Origin of the sequence: Salmonella sp. SJTUF15581 (assembly GCF_043356775.1) — a bacterium.
In the GTDB taxonomy this organism is placed as follows: Bacteria; Pseudomonadota; Gammaproteobacteria; order Enterobacterales; family Enterobacteriaceae; genus Salmonella; species Salmonella enterica.
Window position 1 is genome coordinate 209,335 of the sequence record NZ_JBEUJY010000007.1, and the last position, 15,288, is coordinate 224,622.

18 protein-coding genes are annotated in these 15,288 nt (G+C 51.7%); 3 read left to right on the forward strand and 15 right to left on the reverse strand.

The annotated features are described in order from the left end of the window. Nucleotides 1-2: 2 nt before the first annotated feature. On the reverse strand, nucleotides 3-896 hold the full coding sequence (gene murQ, locus ABVN36_RS14530) for an N-acetylmuramic acid 6-phosphate etherase (RefSeq protein WP_023138109.1): 894 nt from the start codon (nucleotides 894-896) through the stop codon (nucleotides 3-5). Nucleotides 897-1,011: 115 nt separating this feature from the next. Here murQ and ABVN36_RS14535 point away from each other — a divergent pair, with 115 nt between their 5' ends. Then, entirely contained in the window at nucleotides 1,012-1,860 is an 849-nt protein-coding gene (locus ABVN36_RS14535; RefSeq protein WP_000995695.1) for a MurR/RpiR family transcriptional regulator, read from the forward strand. Nucleotides 1,861-1,898: 38 nt separating this feature from the next. Here the strand turns inward: ABVN36_RS14535 and ABVN36_RS14540 are convergent, their stop codons facing one another. After that, on the reverse strand, nucleotides 1,899-2,816 hold the full coding sequence (locus ABVN36_RS14540) for an oxidoreductase (protein ID WP_000684023.1): 918 nt from the start codon (nucleotides 2,814-2,816) through the stop codon (nucleotides 1,899-1,901). Between the two features lie 21 nt (nucleotides 2,817-2,837). Beyond that, nucleotides 2,838-4,034 carry an OFA family MFS transporter gene (locus ABVN36_RS14545; protein ID WP_001276364.1) on the reverse strand — a complete coding sequence of 399 codons (1,197 nt, stop codon included), beginning with the start codon at nucleotides 4,032-4,034 and terminating at the stop codon, nucleotides 2,838-2,840. A gap of 115 nt (nucleotides 4,035-4,149) precedes the next feature. On the opposite strand from ABVN36_RS14545, the gene ABVN36_RS14550 reads away from it, so the two are divergent. Together ABVN36_RS14550 and ABVN36_RS14555 are read left to right on the forward strand one after the other, a co-directional pair. Further along, entirely contained in the window at nucleotides 4,150-5,076 is a 927-nt protein-coding gene (locus ABVN36_RS14550; protein WP_001022463.1) for a LysR family transcriptional regulator, read from the forward strand. A gap of 37 nt (nucleotides 5,077-5,113) precedes the next feature. After that, a complete protein-coding gene (locus tag ABVN36_RS14555) occupies nucleotides 5,114-5,374 on the forward strand; it encodes a YfhL family 4Fe-4S dicluster ferredoxin (protein ID WP_001196291.1) in 261 nt (86 codons plus the stop codon). A gap of 111 nt (nucleotides 5,375-5,485) precedes the next feature. On the opposite strand, the gene acpS is transcribed toward ABVN36_RS14555, so the two are convergent. From acpS to rseD, 12 genes are all read right to left on the reverse strand, one after another. Then, entirely contained in the window at nucleotides 5,486-5,866 is a 381-nt protein-coding gene (gene acpS / locus ABVN36_RS14560; protein WP_000986043.1) for a holo-ACP synthase, read from the reverse strand. Then, nucleotides 5,866-6,597 (reverse strand): pyridoxine 5'-phosphate synthase, encoded by a 732-nt coding sequence (gene pdxJ, locus ABVN36_RS14565; protein ID WP_000818964.1) that lies wholly within the window; start codon nucleotides 6,595-6,597, stop codon nucleotides 5,866-5,868. The genes acpS and pdxJ overlap by 1 nt, the downstream gene beginning before the upstream one ends. An 11-nt stretch (nucleotides 6,598-6,608) precedes the next feature. Further along, nucleotides 6,609-7,337: a DNA repair protein RecO gene (gene recO / locus ABVN36_RS14570; RefSeq protein ID WP_000399380.1), complete on the reverse strand. Its 729-nt coding sequence runs from the start codon at nucleotides 7,335-7,337 to the stop codon at nucleotides 6,609-6,611. 11 nt (nucleotides 7,338-7,348) lie between these two features. After that, nucleotides 7,349-8,254, reverse strand: coding sequence for a GTPase Era (era, locus tag ABVN36_RS14575; protein WP_000102231.1), 906 nt, complete (start codon nucleotides 8,252-8,254; stop codon nucleotides 7,349-7,351). Further along, nucleotides 8,251-8,931: a ribonuclease III gene (rnc, locus tag ABVN36_RS14580; RefSeq protein WP_001068341.1), complete on the reverse strand. Its 681-nt coding sequence runs from the start codon at nucleotides 8,929-8,931 to the stop codon at nucleotides 8,251-8,253. The genes era and rnc overlap by 4 nt, the downstream gene beginning before the upstream one ends. A 273-nt stretch (nucleotides 8,932-9,204) precedes the next feature. Continuing rightward, nucleotides 9,205-10,179: a signal peptidase I gene (gene lepB / locus ABVN36_RS14585; RefSeq protein WP_000002559.1), complete on the reverse strand. Its 975-nt coding sequence runs from the start codon at nucleotides 10,177-10,179 to the stop codon at nucleotides 9,205-9,207. 16 nt (nucleotides 10,180-10,195) lie between these two features. Continuing rightward, complete coding sequence (gene lepA / locus ABVN36_RS14590) at nucleotides 10,196-11,995, reverse strand: translation elongation factor 4 (protein ID WP_000790154.1); 1,800 nt, start codon at nucleotides 11,993-11,995, stop codon at nucleotides 10,196-10,198. A gap of 250 nt (nucleotides 11,996-12,245) precedes the next feature. Further along, on the reverse strand, nucleotides 12,246-12,725 hold the full coding sequence (rseC, locus tag ABVN36_RS14595; protein WP_000589049.1) for a SoxR-reducing system protein RseC: 480 nt from the start codon (nucleotides 12,723-12,725) through the stop codon (nucleotides 12,246-12,248). Next, the gene (gene rseB / locus ABVN36_RS14600; RefSeq protein WP_000812021.1) at nucleotides 12,722-13,678 is read right to left on the reverse strand and encodes a sigma-E factor regulatory protein RseB; all 957 of its coding nucleotides are present in this window, start codon (nucleotides 13,676-13,678) and stop codon (nucleotides 12,722-12,724) included. The genes rseC and rseB overlap by 4 nt, the downstream gene beginning before the upstream one ends. After that, entirely contained in the window at nucleotides 13,678-14,328 is a 651-nt protein-coding gene (gene rseA / locus ABVN36_RS14605; protein WP_001168374.1) for an anti-sigma-E factor RseA, read from the reverse strand. Before rseA ends, rseB begins: the two co-directional genes overlap by 1 nt. A gap of 31 nt (nucleotides 14,329-14,359) precedes the next feature. Continuing rightward, nucleotides 14,360-14,935 carry an RNA polymerase sigma factor RpoE gene (gene rpoE / locus ABVN36_RS14610; RefSeq protein ID WP_000003307.1) on the reverse strand — a complete coding sequence of 192 codons (576 nt, stop codon included), beginning with the start codon at nucleotides 14,933-14,935 and terminating at the stop codon, nucleotides 14,360-14,362. Next, the gene (gene rseD / locus ABVN36_RS14615; RefSeq protein ID WP_014344135.1) at nucleotides 14,932-15,096 is read right to left on the reverse strand and encodes a rpoE leader peptide RseD; all 165 of its coding nucleotides are present in this window, start codon (nucleotides 15,094-15,096) and stop codon (nucleotides 14,932-14,934) included. The genes rpoE and rseD overlap by 4 nt, the downstream gene beginning before the upstream one ends. Nucleotides 15,097-15,288 lie beyond the last annotated feature (192 nt).

Consider the following 15,288-nt stretch of genomic DNA (forward strand, 5'->3'; position numbering starts at 1 on the left):
CTTTAGTGTTCTAACGCCGCCCTTAAAAAGCCCTGATGAGCGGCGAGTTTTTCCCTGGCGGCTGCAGCATCCAGACCCGTAAGCGCCATCAAAATGGCGGGCTTAACCTCAAAATCGGTCTGTTTCAGCAACGTTTCCGCCTCTTCACGACCTATCCCGGTCGCTTCAACGACCATCCGACACGCGCGATCGACCAGTTTGACGTTGGTGGCTTTCATATCCACCATCAGGTTTTGATAGACCTTGCCGAATTTCACCATCGCGCCGGTAGAAATCATATTGAGCACCATTTTCTGCGCGGTGCCGGATTTCAGCCGCGTGGAGCCGGTAAGCGCTTCCGGCCCGACAACGGGAGAAATAGCGATATTAGCCTCCCGCGCAATAGGCGAATCTGGATTACAGGAGACGGCAACAGTGGTACAACCGGACTGTCGCGCATAGCGCAGGCCGCCAATCACATAGGGTGTACGACCCGACGCCGCGAGCCCCACGACCAGATCCTGTTCTTGCAGATTTAGTGCGACAAGATCGTCTTCGCCTGCCTGTTGGCTGTCTTCCGCGCCTTCGACCGCTTTCAGCAACGCGCCCGGCCCACCGGCAATCAGCCCGACGACCAGACCGTACGGAACGCCAAACGTCGGGGGGCATTCTGAGGCATCCAGTACGCCAAGCCGACCACTGGTGCCCGCGCCCATATAGATGATACGTCCGCCAGACTTCAGCGCCGCCGCAGCGGCATCCACCGCACGCACAACGTCAGGCAGAGTGGCTTTTACTGCTTCCGCTACCCGCGTATCCTGTTCATTAAAACGCTTAACTAATTCAGGAGTAGACAACGCATCCAGATCCATCGTTTGCGGGTTACGGGTTTCAGACACTAAGGTACCAAGATTCATTTTTGTCCCTCTGGAATTTTTAATTCATAATAAGCGTCCATGATGGAATAGAATATTCCCCCAGGCGAGTGAAATTTCGTTTTGTCGTCGCCATCACGTTTCGCAGGAGCTGCTCATGAACTGTTTGATTCGTATTCGCCAGCGTTATCCGGATCTCGCGCAAAGCGACAGGAAACTGGCGGATTATCTGCTCGCGCAACCGGATACGGCGCGGCATCTGAGCTCACAGCAACTGGCGGCCGAAGCGGGCGTCAGCCAATCCAGCGTAGTCAAGTTCGCGCAAAAACTGGGGTTTAAAGGGTTTCCGGCGTTGAAACTGGCTATCAGCGAAGCGTTGGCCAGCAATCCTAATCCGCATTCCGTTCCCGTTCATAACCAGATTCGCGGCGACGATCCGATGCGCCTGGTCGGAGAAAAATTAATTAAAGAGAATGTGGCGGCGATGCACGCCACGCTGGACGTTAACAGTGAAGAAAAGCTGTTAGAAAGCGTCACGATGCTGCGCCACGCCCGCCGTATTGTGATCACCGGGATTGGCGCCTCTGGGCTGGTGGCGCAAAATTTTGCCTGGAAGCTACTGAAGATTGGCATTAACGCGGTGGTTGAGCGCGATATGCACGCCCTGCTGGCGACGGTGCAGGCGCTGGCGCCGGAGGATCTGCTGCTGGCGATCTCTTATTCCGGGGAGCGGCGCGAGCTGAACCTGGCGGCGGACGAAACATTACGCGCAGGCGCGAAAATCCTGGCCATTACCGGTTTTTCTCCCAACGCCTTGCAGCAGCGCGCCACCCGCTGTCTGTATACGATTGCTGAAGAGCAGGCGACGCGCAGCGCCGCTATCTCCTCAACACATGCGCAAATGATGTTGACCGACTTACTGTTTATGACGCTGGTACAACAGGATTTAGAGCGGGCGCCGGAGCGTATTCGCCATAGCGAGGCGCTGGTAAAAAAACTGGTTTGAAAATGACTCTTCCGCCTCATGCAGAAGAGCCATCAAGTTTATTGCGCTTCTTTAGCGTGAATCAATTGCGTCAGGAGTGTGTTAACCGGTACGGCAATATTGTTCTGAGCGCCGATTCGCGCAATCGCACCATTTAAATAGTCGATTTCAGTCAGTCGGCCTTTATGTAAATCCTGATGCATAGAAGGATAGTGGTGGCCGCTCTCACGCGGATCGAACACTTTCTTCACCGTATTCATCACCATTTGCTCAGTCAACGGAATATTCTGGCTGGCAGCAACTAACACAAACTCATCAACTACCGCTTGCGCTAAATCTAAAGCACCAGGCCGCTGACCAAATCCGCCGACATTACAATCCAGTAACGCGCAATAGGTGTTCATTACGCTATTAAAGGCTGCTTTCTTCCAGATCGATAATAATACGTCAGGGCTTATTTCAGCATTCAATCCAGCGCTATTAAGGGTGGCAATGACCTTAGCCTCTTGAGCCGAATCCTGGCTGGCAATCGGCTGCAGTTCAATCGTTCCGGTACCGGTGGCCATAATATGCCCAGCCCCCTCCAGTTCGCTGGACCATAACGTCACACCCGCATAGATTTTCTGCCGATCGACATATTTCTCCAGGGTTTCGATATTTCCCAGGCCGTTAGATAAAATCATCACCACTTTCGCGGCTGGCAGCAGCGGCTTAATACGCTGTAACATGCTATCCAACTGCATGGCTTTGGTAAACAGAATAACCAGCTCAAACTCCCCCTGGGATTCATCAGCCAACATAGCAGGGATGGGGTAATACTTCTGAGTCGTTTCCGTTTCGACAAACAACCCCTTGCTACGAATAGCGTCGACATGCTCCTGCCAACCATCGATAAGCGTCACGTCGTGCCCGGCCTCCAGCAGCATATAGCCAAAACGACATCCCATAGCGCCTGCACCTGCGATTGCAATTTTCATTTTTATTTCCTTATTATCTGATTAATGAATTTTGGCTAAAACCGTTGCGACATATTTTTTCGTTATCAGGGTCAACACGACTCCAATAAGCAATAGCACCGTTGTCAAAATAAATACTGTATTGTAGCTTCCGGTATATTTTGCAATAGCGGACGTTACATAAGGAGCAATAACCGCACCGACGGCAAAACCAAAATACATAAAGCCGTAGTTTAGTCCCTGGTTACGCATACCAAAATTCTGGCTGGTCAAGCCAGGGAAGATAACTAATATACCGGCATAAGCAAAGCCCACGCCCAGAGCGCTGAAATAAAATACCGAAGTATTGCCATTGAAGAAAAATAACAGCAGCATACACAAGCAAGTAAAGAGGTAAACAATAACCAGCGTATTATAGCCGCCTAATTTATCGGTTAACCCTCCCCAGAACAGGCGACCGATCGAGTTAAATATCGAGACCAGGCTAACGACTAATGCACCGGACAGTAAACCGTACTGCGTCATACCAATTTGCGCAGAACTTGAGCTAATTACCATCCCAGAGAACACGCCCAGCGCCAGAATCATAAACAGCAGCCAGAAGCGCAGATCTTTCAGCATGTGCCGATAGTCTTTATCCAGTGGCGACGCTTTAATTCCTCCACTATCTTTTGCTGGCGCGCTACGAATAAAGAACTGGACGATAAAAATAACCACCAGATAAACAATGCCCAGATATAACAACGCCCGACTAACATCGTGAGTTTGCGCCATAAAATATTCGGCCAGGCGGGTGCAAAGTAGCGTCCCGACGCCAACACCCGCCAGTACGATACCGCTAGCCAGACCGCGACGGTCAGGGAAAAATTTCAGAATATTATTAAGATTACCCGTAAAAGCCAGGCCCGATCCCAACCCGGCAATGACGCCGTAGGTTAAAAACAGCATGGGCAAATTATCCACAAACCCGGACAAGATAAAACCTAAAGAAAACAGGATACCGCCGATAACTATCGCCTGCTTTCCTTTACCATTGTCGATCATTCTCCCACCCCAAATCATCGGTAAAGGAATGATCCCCATGTTGATAGAGAATGCTAACGCCAGCGTAGCCGGATCCCAGTGATATTGCGCCATGAGTGGTGTTTTGAAATAGCTAAATGCGTAGACGCCCCCGAGCACAAAATTGATGCACACGTGAGCGGCAAGCATTCCCCAGCGGTTGATTGATGCCGACATAATTTTCCCTTTTTAAAATGCACTGATCACAGTTTAAAAAAAGCAAAATAGGCAAACAATTTGGTATTTTTTATAATCGTTATAACAAAACCCAATCGATTGGCATTAAATTTTAATGAATATCAAACAACTACACTCCTTCCTGATATTGTGTGATGAATTACATTATGGTCGGGCAGCCAGTCGCCTGTTTATCACTCAGCCATCATTAAGTCAGCAAATCAAACAACTTGAGTCATCACTTAAAACAATATTATTTAAGCGAAAAGGTAGAGGAATTAAATTAACAAAAGCAGGCATTATTTTGCAACGACACGCTAACAAAATAATGCTGGATTTAAAAAATGCAGAAAATGAACTTCTTCCCTATCAGGACCAACAGCGCGATACTATTTCAATCGGCGTGTCAGGCAGCTACCTGGTCCTGCCCGCTTTTCGCAACTTTATGGCGCACCATCCGGAAATATCTTTAAATGTTAAAGAGTTCTCAACTGAGCAAACCATTAAAAAGCTGACGGATAGCGCCGTTGATATTGGCATTGTTTATCGAACAGCGCTCCCTGCCCAGCTAAGCTCGACCATGCTGTTTGAAGATGAAATTATCGCTGCAATCCCACTTTCTCATCCTCTGGCGACACGCGAACGTCTGCATTTAAAAGATTTAAACGACCAGCCCATTATCGTGCTTAATGACTCTCTGCTATTAAGAGGGATCATCACCACTGAATTTAATAACCGCAAAGTCGTTCCTAACGTCATCTGCGAACTGGATAACCACTACTCATGCCTTGAGTATGCCGAAGCGCAGATTGGCATCGCATTTATTACCCGCTCGCTAACCCATTTATCGACACCCAAAAATGTTCGCCTGGTTTCACTGGGCATCCCCGCATTCTTTATTCCTGTCATGCTGGTGCACAGTAATGACCTTTCACTGGATAACGCAACCATCTGCCTGCTCAAGCAGATCAAAAATTTTTACACTGTAGATAACAAATCAGCGCCAGAAAAGAGCTGGCCCGAGCAGAAAATAGGCGTATAATGCCCGCCCGATTTGTGTTGTTTCTGAGAATTTCCTGATGGCGCTGTTAATCACCAAAAAATGTATCAATTGCGATATGTGCGAGCCGGAGTGTCCGAATGAGGCGATTTCAATGGGCGACAGCATTTATGAGATTAACAGCGACAAATGCACCGAGTGTGTAGGCCATTACGAAACGCCGACCTGTCAGAAAGTCTGCCCGATCCCCAATACGATTTTGCAGGATCCCGCCCATGTCGAAACCGAAGAACAGTTGTGGGATAAGTTTGTTCTGATGCATCACGCAGATAAACTGTAAGCGGGTTAACGCACTTCCAACGCAACAATGCCTGATGGCGCTATGCTTATCAGGCCGACAATATATCGGCCTGTAGGTCAGGTAACGTGTTTACGCCTCCATCCGGCAAATCTAACTTTCCAGAATGACCGTAGCGCAGGCGTAATGGCGTTCATCGGCCAACGTGACATGCATGTGCGCCACACCGAGTTTTTCCGCCAGCGTTAACGCCTCGCCCCACAGCCGCAAACGTGGTTTTCCCAGCTCATCGTTAAACACTTCGAACTGATTAAACGCCAGACCGTTGCGGATGCCGGTGCCAAAAGCTTTCGCTGCCGCCTCTTTGACCGCAAAACGCTTGGCGAGAAAACGCACCGGCTGCTGATGCGTCTCCCAGATAGCCCACTCGTTGTCACTGAGCACACGCCTTGCCAGACGTTCGCCGGAACGGGAGATCACTGCCTCAATGCGGGCAATCTCTACAATATCCGTTCCCAGGCCGAGAATCGCCATTAGCCGCGCGCTTCCAGCATCAAACGTTTCATTTCAGCCACCGCCTCTTTCAGCCCCGTCATCACTGCCCGACCAATAATGGCATGACCGATATTGAGCTCGTGCATTTCCGGCAGTGCGGCAATAGCTTTGACGTTATGGTAGGTCAGGCCATGACCCGCATTTACTTTTAGCCCCAGACGGGCCGCCAGGGTCGCGGCGCTGGCAATACGTGCCAGCTCTTTTGCCTGTTCCGCATCGGTTTCTGCGTTGGCGTAGCAGCCGGTATGGATTTCGATAAACGGCGCGCCGACTTCCGCCGCCGCGTTGATTTGCGCTTCATCGGCATCGATAAAGAGCGAAACCTGGATGCCAGCCGCCGCCAGGCGCGCGCAGGCATCACGCATTTTATCGCGCTGTCCGGCCACATCCAGACCGCCTTCGGTGGTGACTTCCTGGCGTTTTTCCGGCACCAGACAACAGAAATGCGGCCTGGTTTCTACGGCGATCGCCAGCATCTCTTCGGTCACCGCCATCTCCAGATTCATACGCGTATGCAGCGTCTGACGCAGAATGCGCACATCGCGATCGGTAATGTGGCGACGATCTTCGCGCAGGTGTACGGTAATGCCGTCCGCGCCTGCCTGTTCAGCAATAAACGCCGCCTGTACCGGATCCGGATAGTCGGTGCCGCGCGCATTACGTAACGTGGCAATGTGGTCAATATTGACGCCTAACAGTAATTCAGCCATGACAATCCTCGTTAATCTTTCTTCGTTTTTACTGTGCGTTTGGGCATAAATTGCCGGAACAGCTCCCGGCTTTTTAACGGTTTTCCCCCAAGATACGGCTTTAATGCCATACGGGTAAAGCGTTTAGCGGCACGCAGGGTATCTACATCCGGAAATTCCCGCGCCTCCAGCGCTTTCAGGTGCCGTCCGGTAAAGGTGTTGTTATCGATGACGACGCTGGCGAAAAAGCCTTTTTCTTCGCGGTAACGGTAGGTCATGGTGTCATCCACCCGTTCGCCGCTGCCTGCACAGTGGGTGAAATTGACGCCATACCCCAGATGACCCAGCAACGCCAGTTCGAAACGTCGCAACGCCGGTTCAGGCGAGCCGGTGGTTCCCGCCAGCGCCTGAATACAGTTCAGATAATCAAAAAAGAGTTCGGAGAAGCGCGTTTCATATTCCAGTACGCGAGAGAGGAGTTCGTTGATGTACAGGCCGCTATAGAGCGTAATACCGCTTAACGGCAGCGCCAGAGAAACTGCCTCGGCGCTGCGCAGGGTTTTCACCTCGCCGCGTCCGCTGTAGCGTAGCAATAACGGCGTAAAAGGCTGTAACGCGCCTTTCAGATTGGAACGTTTAGATCGCGCGCCTTTGGCGACAAGGCGCACGCGCCCCGATTCTTCCGTGAAGACGTCCAGCATCAGGCTGGTTTCGCTCCAGGGGCGACTGTGCAGGACAAATGCGCGCTGCCACCCTTCCACGCTGTGTTAACTCACAGATCGTCTACGTAACCGAGACTGCGCAGAGCGCGTTCGTCATCGGCCCAGCCGGATTTCACTTTCACCCACAGTTCCAGGTGTACCGGCGCTTCAAACATCTCCTGCATGTCTTTACGCGCTTCAATACCAATGGTTTTGATTTTGGCGCCTTTGTTGCCAATCACCATCTTCTTCTGCCCTTCGCGCTCGACGAGGATCAGCCCGTTGATATCATAGCCGCCGCGTTCGTTGGTAACAAAACGTTCAATCTCAACGGTAACGGAATACGGCAGCTCGGCGCCGAGAAAACGCATCAGCTTTTCACGAATGATTTCAGACGCCATAAAGCGCTGAGAGCGATCGGTGATATAATCTTCCGGGAAGTGGTGAATCGCTTCCGGTAAATGTTTACGCACGATACTGGCAATGGTATCGACGTTCATACCCGTTTCAGCAGAGATGGGTACGATATCAAGAAAGTTCATCTGGCTTGCCAGGAACTGGAGGTGCGGCAGCAAATCGGCTTTTTCCTGCACGTTATCCACCTTGTTAACGGCGAGAATAACCGGCGCTTTGCCATCGCGCAGTTTGTTCAGGACCATTTCGTCGTCCGGCGTCCAACGGGTGCCTTCCACAACGAAAATCACCAGCTCAACGTCGCCAATCGAACTGCTCGCCGCCTTATTCATCAAACGGTTAATGGCGCGCTTTTCTTCCATATGCAGTCCCGGGGTATCGACATAGATTGCCTGATACGGGCCTTCGGTATGAATACCGACAATGCGGTGGCGCGTGGTCTGCGCTTTACGGGAAGTGATCGAAATCTTCTGCCCGAGCAGTTTGTTCAGCAAGGTGGATTTGCCAACGTTCGGACGTCCGACGATGGCAATAAATCCGCAGTAAGTTTTGTCGGTGCTCATTCCAACTCCAGTTTTTTCAGCGCCTGTTCGGCGGCAGCCTGCTCCGCCTTACGACGGCTGGAACCCGTGCCAACCACCGGTTCGCTCAGGCCGCTGACCTGGCAGTGGATAGTAAATTCCTGATCGTGCGCCTCGCCGCGTACCTGCACAACCAGGTAAGATGGCAGCGGCAGATGGCGACCCTGCAAATACTCCTGCAAGCGCGTTTTAGGATCTTTTTGTTTATCGCCCGGACTTATCTCATCCAGACGGGTTTTATACCAGTTAAGGATCAACTGCTCGACGGTCTGGATATTGCTATCGAGAAATACTCCGCCGATTAACGCTTCAACGGTGTCCGCCAGAATGGACTCCCGACGAAATCCGCCGCTTTTTAATTCGCCTGGCCCTAAACGCAGGCACTCGCCTAAATCAAACTCACGGGCTAATTCCGCCAGCGTATTACCACGTACCAACGTGGCGCGCATACGGCTCATATCTCCCTCATCCACCCGTGGGAAACGGTGATAAAGCGCGTTAGCGATAACGAAGCTCAGGATTGAATCGCCTAAAAATTCCAGGCGTTCGTTATGTTTACTGCTGGCGCTGCGATGAGTTAATGCCTGCTGCAACAGCTCCTGATGATTAAAAGTGTAGCCCAGCTTCCGTTGAAGCCGATTAATTACGATGGGGTTCATGCGATACCAATAAATGAATGCGTCAACAATCCAGCACACGAAACAGACCTGATACACGTCATCTGTCCTGCCGCATCGCTGCAGCGGAAAGAAGGTTGTCTATAACCAACGCTGTTTCGTGTGCCGTGGCGACCAAACGGCGCCAACCTAAAACTTCGGGGGAATATTCTATACACAACGACAGGGGATGTCGTTAGTCTGAGGGAATTTATCCAGGAAATAATTCACGCTGCCGCTAAAAAGACGGCAGCGTGAACGATCATTTCGTCACAGTTAGTGAATACCGCCGATACGACTCAGGCGTACGCCTGTCGGCCACTCCCCTTCCTGCTTGTCAAAGCTCATCCAGATAGCGACCGCTTTACCGACCAGATTCGCTTCCGGAACAAATCCCCAGTAACGGCTATCCGCGCTGTTATCGCGGTTGTCGCCCATCATGAAATATTGTCCCGGTGGTACAACCCAGGTCGCCAGCGGTTGTCCTGGCTGTTGGTAATACATGCCCAACTGATCCTGGGCTATCGGCACCATCAGGATGCGGTGCGTCACATCGCCTAACGTCTCTTTACGTTCGGTCAGGCGAATGCCGTTTTCTTTTGTCTCGTTTAGCGGAACTTCAAAGAAACCGCTGGTCGCTTCTCCGCCGTTACGGCGGGCAAAGGTCTGTACAAAATCGCTCGGCTCAACGTTAGAGTAGGTAACCGGCAGCGCATTTTCGCACGCCTGACCGGAGCTACAGCCAGGCTGAATCGTCACCTCTTTCGCAACCGGATCATAAGTGATTTTATCGCCCGGCAAACCGACGGCGCGTTTGATGTAATCTAACTTAGGATCTTCCGGATATTTAAATACCACAATATCCCCGCGCTTTGGATGACCGGTCTCAATCAGGGTTTTCTGGTAGATCGGATCTTTAATGCCGTAGGCAAATTTTTCCACCAGAATAAAATCGCCGATAAGCAGTGTCGGCATCATTGAGCCTGACGGGATCTGAAAGGGTTCATAAAGAAATGAACGAACGATCAGAACGATCGCCAGAACCGGGAAAACCGACGCCCCGGTCTCCAGCCAGCCTGGCTTAGGCGCCACTTTATTGAGCGTAGCGTTATCCAGCGCATCTCCCGACGCCGTTTGCGCGGCAGCCTGGCGCGCCCGACGTTTTGGCGCGAAAACAAACTTATCAACGCACCATAAAATGCCCGTCACCAGTGTGGCTATCACCAGAATCAGGGCAAACATGTTCGCCATGCCAACTCCTTAGGGATTATTTATTGTCTTTACCGACATGCAGAATGGCGAGGAACGCTTCCTGAGGCAGCTCGACGTTACCGATCTGCTTCATGCGTTTCTTACCTTCTTTCTGTTTCTGCAGCAGTTTTTTCTTACGACTGATATCGCCGCCGTAGCACTTCGCCAGCACGTTTTTACGTAACTGTTTTACCGTCGAACGGGCAATAATATGCGTACCAATCGCCGCCTGAATCGCGATATCAAACTGCTGGCGTGGAATCAAATCTTTCATCTTCTCCACCAGCTCGCGACCACGGCTTTGCGAGTTATCACGGTGCGTGATCAGCGCCAGCGCATCGACACGTTCGTTGTTGATTAACACATCAACACGCACCATATCGGAAGCCTGGAAGCGCTTGAAGTTATAATCCAGAGACGCATAGCCGCGCGACGTTGATTTCAGACGGTCAAAGAAGTCGAGCACCACTTCCGCCATCGGGATTTCATAGGTCAACGCGACCTGGTTACCGTGATATACCATGTTAGTTTGTACGCCGCGTTTCTCAATACACAGCGTAATAACGTTACCTAAATAGGCTTGTGGTAACAGCATATGACATTCGGCGATAGGCTCGCGCAGTTCATAAATGTTATTCAACGGCGGCAGCTTGGAGGGGCTATCAACATAGATAGTCTCTTTCGCCGTTGTTTCTACTTCATACACCACGGTCGGCGCAGTGGTGATCAGATCCAGATCGTATTCGCGTTCCAGACGCTCCTGAATGATCTCCATGTGCAACAGGCCGAGGAAGCCGCAGCGGAAACCAAAGCCCAGCGCCGAGGAGCTTTCCGGTTCATAAAACAGTGAGGCATCGTTCAGGCTCAGCTTGCCGAGCGCGTCGCGGAAACTTTCATAATCGTCGGAGCTGACCGGGAACAGACCTGCATAGACCTGCGGTTTCACCTTCTTAAAGCCCGGCAACGCTTTTTCCGCTGGGTTACGCGCTGAGGTTAAGGTATCGCCAACCGGCGCGCCGAGGATATCTTTAATGGCGCAGACCAGCCAGCCTACTTCGCCGCACTTCAGCTCGGTACGATCAACCTGTTTTGGCGTGAAGATCCCCAGGCGGTCAGCGTTGTAGGTCTGCCCGGTGCTCATCACTTTAATTTTGTCGCCTTTACGCATGGTGCCGTTTTTAATACGCACCAGCGATACCACGCCCAGGTAGTTATCGAACCAGGAGTCAATAATCAGCGCCTGCAGCGGGCCGTCCGGATCGCCTTGCGGCGGCGGGATATCGCGCACCAGGCGTTCCAGAACATCCGTCACGCCGACACCCGTTTTGGCGGAGCAGCGTACCGCGTCCGTCGCATCGATACCGACAATGTCTTCGATTTCTTCCGCCACACGCTCCGGATCGGCGGCCGGCAGGTCAATCTTGTTAAGCACCGGCACCACTTCAAGATCCATTTCCATCGCGGTGTAGCAGTTCGCCAACGTTTGCGCTTCTACGCCCTGGCCGGCATCCACCACCAGCAGCGCGCCCTCGCAGGCGGCTAACGAACGGGAAACTTCATAGGAAAAGTCAACGTGTCCCGGCGTGTCGATAAAGTTCAGTTGATAAGTTTCACCATCAGACGCTTTAAAATCCAGCGTCACACTCTGGGCTTTAATAGTAATACCGCGCTCACGCTCAAGATCCATCGAATCAAGTACCTGAGCTTCCATTTCACGGTCAGACAGGCCACCGCAGATTTGGATAATACGGTCAGACAGCGTCGATTTACCGTGGTCAATGTGAGCAATGATCGAAAAGTTACGTATGTTCTTCATAGAGATAAATTATTATGCCTTACGCCTGGTTGACCAGACTTTAGAGGTCGCTGTTCTGAGCTTAACGTCTGTTTTAACTGAAACGCCGCATTCTACACTACAACGCTAAGGCGAGGAAATGTTCATAGTGTAAGGAGAGCGGGAACTGGAAAACGCCTCGCTTTTTCCTGTAAAACACCGCAACGCAGGAAAAGCGCATGTTTATCGGGACAACAACCCAACGCGGCAGGTGTACCGTTGGGCAAAACGTTTACTGGCGCGTTTCGATTGAGGTAGTTTCGACGCGAACAAGGTCAGGCGGGAGGGCAACGTTTAAAATCACCGGCTGCCAGGCGTCACGCTCCGCCAGTTTTCGGGAATAGCCGCGGGCAACCAGAAAACCGCCCACGCCGCCCAACACGGCCCCGCTTAATGCGGCAAGGTCAGATCCAAACAGCATCTGAAAAAGCGCCGCACAAAGAAATAGCCCCGCTAAAGGCGACATATAGACCAGCAATGCCGAACCTAAAAGGCTTTTTTCGGCGATGCCCAACTCGACTTTCTGCCCCGGCGCCAGCGGCTCCGCGCTTGGCACAACAATGGTATGCGTGGTTTGCGGCCCTAATTTATTCAGCACGCGACTGCCGCATCCCGCACGGGAGGCGCAGCTGCTGCATGACGCTTTAACGTCGCAGCTCACCACCGCCTGACCATTCTGCCAGGAGATAACGGTTGCCCACTCTTTAATCATTGTACTGCCCTGAATTTGATACTGTCGGCAATGCGCTTCGCCGTTTGCGGCGGAAGCTCGCCGACAATGGTGATTTCCGCGTTGTCGCGAACGCTGCTATAAACCGTTCGGCGCCCGGTGCGCAGCATCTGATCGCTGCTGTTTTGCGTCGCCCGGTTCACATTGACGGAAAAGCTAAACAGACCGTCAGAATAAAGCCGCGATTCGATAGGCAGGTTATCCATCGTCGGCAACGGACGACGGCTGCTGGAAACTTCGCTAAAGCCTTGCGGTACCCAGGATGGACTCCAGTTAAATTTCGTTTTTTCGCCACCGGGAACAGAAAGCAGCGGCGGCAGATTCGCCTTCGCCAGCGCCTGCATGTTGCTGCCGATATCCTGACTCACCGTGAACGCAATAACGCGGAACTGCTCCAGCGTCTCGCCATCGCGATCCAGCAGATCAACGCGCATCGGTAGTTTGGTGTCCATGTCCATCCAGACGATATAGCTGTAACGCGTACCATCGCGCGCCACAACGCGGATAACTTCGCACAATCTGTCTGCGATACGGGTGCGTCCGACAGAAATAAAGTCGTAGTAAGGCGCCAGGCGCTTGAAGTCGGTGTAAATCAGGGAAGGCAGAGAATCGACAATATAATCACCGTTCAGGGTGAACGGCTCAAGGCCCGGTTCAAAATAACTGATTTCATTACCACGCTGTACGACCTCCCGGCGGGGACCGTCCAACTGTAGCAATTGCGCAAGCGGGCGACTATCCAGGCGTGCGTGTCGATAACGCAGAGATTCAACGCCTTGTTTCGTGATGCTGACGAATGACAGCTCGTAATTCAGTGACTGACTGGCGATGTTCATCTGCTGCAATAACGCCCCGGACGCAGGGTCGGCCGAGGCGTTTACTGAGAAGAACAGGCTAGCCGCCACAAGGGACATGGCAAACCAAAGTTGCTTCATTACTGCGATTGCGTTCCTAAAGTTTGGATTCCTGGCACCTGTACCGCGGCTTGCTGGGTTTGCGCCTGCTCAAACTGAAGCTGTTCGGAGTGCAGTCGGCGCTGCAGTTCATAGTCCTGCAACATGGCATTAATGCGACGACGCTGCTCCTGTACCTGCTGTTGCTGACTGCCGACAGGCGCTGCTTCAGAAGGCACTCCCAGACTTACCGGGCTGGCTTTCCCCATCATAGGCAGGGTATTGAAAACCGGCGTTTCAGGTTGTTGGGATGTTTCAGATTGCCCATTATAGTGCTGGACACCGACGATAACTGCAAGTGAAACGCACGCCGCCACGCCCATTTGGGTAAGCTGCGCCGCCCACGGACGCACTTTTTTCCAGAACGGCATTTTCTGCCATTGCTGCGGAGCGGGTTGGGCCTCAGGGATTAATGGCGACACCTGACGTACTGGCTCGTTTTCAATAGCGGCCATCACGCGAGCGGATATATCGAAATGGAGAACGTCAGGCGTATCCCCCCGCATTGAATCGCGGATCAGGTGATAACTCTCCCAGGTTTTCTGCATTTCCGGGTCGTGCGTAAGCGCTTTGAGCAGCTCACTATCCAACGTTTCGCCATCCATCAAAGCGGAAAGTTTTTCTTTCTGCATGCCTAATACCTTTTCCAGTATCCCGCTATCGTCAACGCCTGATAAGCGGTTGAACTTTATTATCAATAGCTTCCCGCGCCCGGAAGATACGTGAACGCACCGTCCCCACCGGACAATCCATGATAGCCGCTATCTCTTCATAGCTCAGGCCATCCAGCTCCCGTAAGGTGATTGCCATACGTAAATCTTCCGGGAGGGACTCAATAGTTCGGAAAACTATCTGTCTCAGTTCTTCTGACAACATTAAGTTCTCAGGGTTCGAAATTTCTTTCAGCGCGCCGCCGCTTTCAAAGTTTTCTGCTTCAATCGCGTCTACATCACTGGAAGGCGGACGACGCCCCTGCGCAACCAGGTAGTTCTTCGCGGTATTGACCGCAATACGATACAACCAGGTATAAAAAGCGCTATCCCCCCGGAAAGAATCCAGCGCGCGATAGGCCTTAATAAATGATTCCTGTACGACATCGGGAACGTCGCCCGATGGCACATAGCGGGAAACCAGACTCGCCACTTTATGCTGGTAGCGCACTACCAGTAAGTTAAAGGCTTTCTGATCTCCCTTCTGGACCCGTTCAACCAGGACCTGGTCCGTTAACTGCTCGCTCATCCGAGGTAATGTCTCCCCAAACCAAATTTCCACGCGCTTTCGAAACGCCACTCCATAAGCCGCACTATGAGCAAGCAACAGGTTAGAGTGTCTATGTTTCGTAAAGTTCCGTTACGCATTTGTTTTTGTTTGTCATGTTGTAGACAGGTCTTATCTTCCATTATAAGTCTACAGATGCTGAACAACGCACTATCTGTACAGAAATGCCCATTTCGTCGTTTGCAGAGTAACCTAACAGCATCTTTATTTCACTACAAAATCCGACGCTAACACCCTGCCCTATAAAATATTTTTTGCCGTTTATCTCTCGCCGTATTTTTATTTTATGTTTAATAAGCACAACACCAGCGAAA

What these genes read in the sequence shown, in the direction of transcription:
- rseA (WP_001168374.1), bottom strand. Translation starts at nt 14,328, where the DNA reads ATGCAGAAAGAAAAACTTTCCGCTTTGATGGATGGCGAAACGTTGGAT.
- lepB (WP_000002559.1), bottom strand. Translation starts at nt 10,179, where the DNA reads ATGGCGAACATGTTTGCCCTGATTCTGGTGATAGCCACACTGGTGACG.
- murQ (WP_023138109.1), bottom strand. Translation starts at nt 896, where the DNA reads ATGAATCTTGGTACCTTAGTGTCTGAAACCCGTAACCCGCAAACGATG.
- lepA (WP_000790154.1), bottom strand. Translation starts at nt 11,995, where the DNA reads ATGAAGAACATACGTAACTTTTCGATCATTGCTCACATTGACCACGGT.
- ABVN36_RS14555 (WP_001196291.1), top strand. Translation starts at nt 5,114, where the DNA reads ATGGCGCTGTTAATCACCAAAAAATGTATCAATTGCGATATGTGCGAG.
- rseD (WP_014344135.1), bottom strand. Translation starts at nt 15,096, where the DNA reads ATGGAAGATAAGACCTGTCTACAACATGACAAACAAAAACAAATGCGT.
- rseC (WP_000589049.1), bottom strand. Translation starts at nt 12,725, where the DNA reads ATGATTAAAGAGTGGGCAACCGTTATCTCCTGGCAGAATGGTCAGGCG.
- ABVN36_RS14550 (WP_001022463.1), top strand. Translation starts at nt 4,150, where the DNA reads ATGAATATCAAACAACTACACTCCTTCCTGATATTGTGTGATGAATTA.
- rnc (WP_001068341.1), bottom strand. Translation starts at nt 8,931, where the DNA reads ATGAACCCCATCGTAATTAATCGGCTTCAACGGAAGCTGGGCTACACT.
- era (WP_000102231.1), bottom strand. Translation starts at nt 8,254, where the DNA reads ATGAGCACCGACAAAACTTACTGCGGATTTATTGCCATCGTCGGACGT.
- rseB (WP_000812021.1), bottom strand. Translation starts at nt 13,678, where the DNA reads ATGAAGCAACTTTGGTTTGCCATGTCCCTTGTGGCGGCTAGCCTGTTC.
- pdxJ (WP_000818964.1), bottom strand. Translation starts at nt 6,597, where the DNA reads ATGGCTGAATTACTGTTAGGCGTCAATATTGACCACATTGCCACGTTA.
- ABVN36_RS14540 (WP_000684023.1), bottom strand. Translation starts at nt 2,816, where the DNA reads ATGAAAATTGCAATCGCAGGTGCAGGCGCTATGGGATGTCGTTTTGGC.
- acpS (WP_000986043.1), bottom strand. Translation starts at nt 5,866, where the DNA reads ATGGCGATTCTCGGCCTGGGAACGGATATTGTAGAGATTGCCCGCATT.
- rpoE (WP_000003307.1), bottom strand. Translation starts at nt 14,935, where the DNA reads ATGAGCGAGCAGTTAACGGACCAGGTCCTGGTTGAACGGGTCCAGAAG.
- ABVN36_RS14545 (WP_001276364.1), bottom strand. Translation starts at nt 4,034, where the DNA reads ATGTCGGCATCAATCAACCGCTGGGGAATGCTTGCCGCTCACGTGTGC.
- ABVN36_RS14535 (WP_000995695.1), top strand. Translation starts at nt 1,012, where the DNA reads ATGAACTGTTTGATTCGTATTCGCCAGCGTTATCCGGATCTCGCGCAA.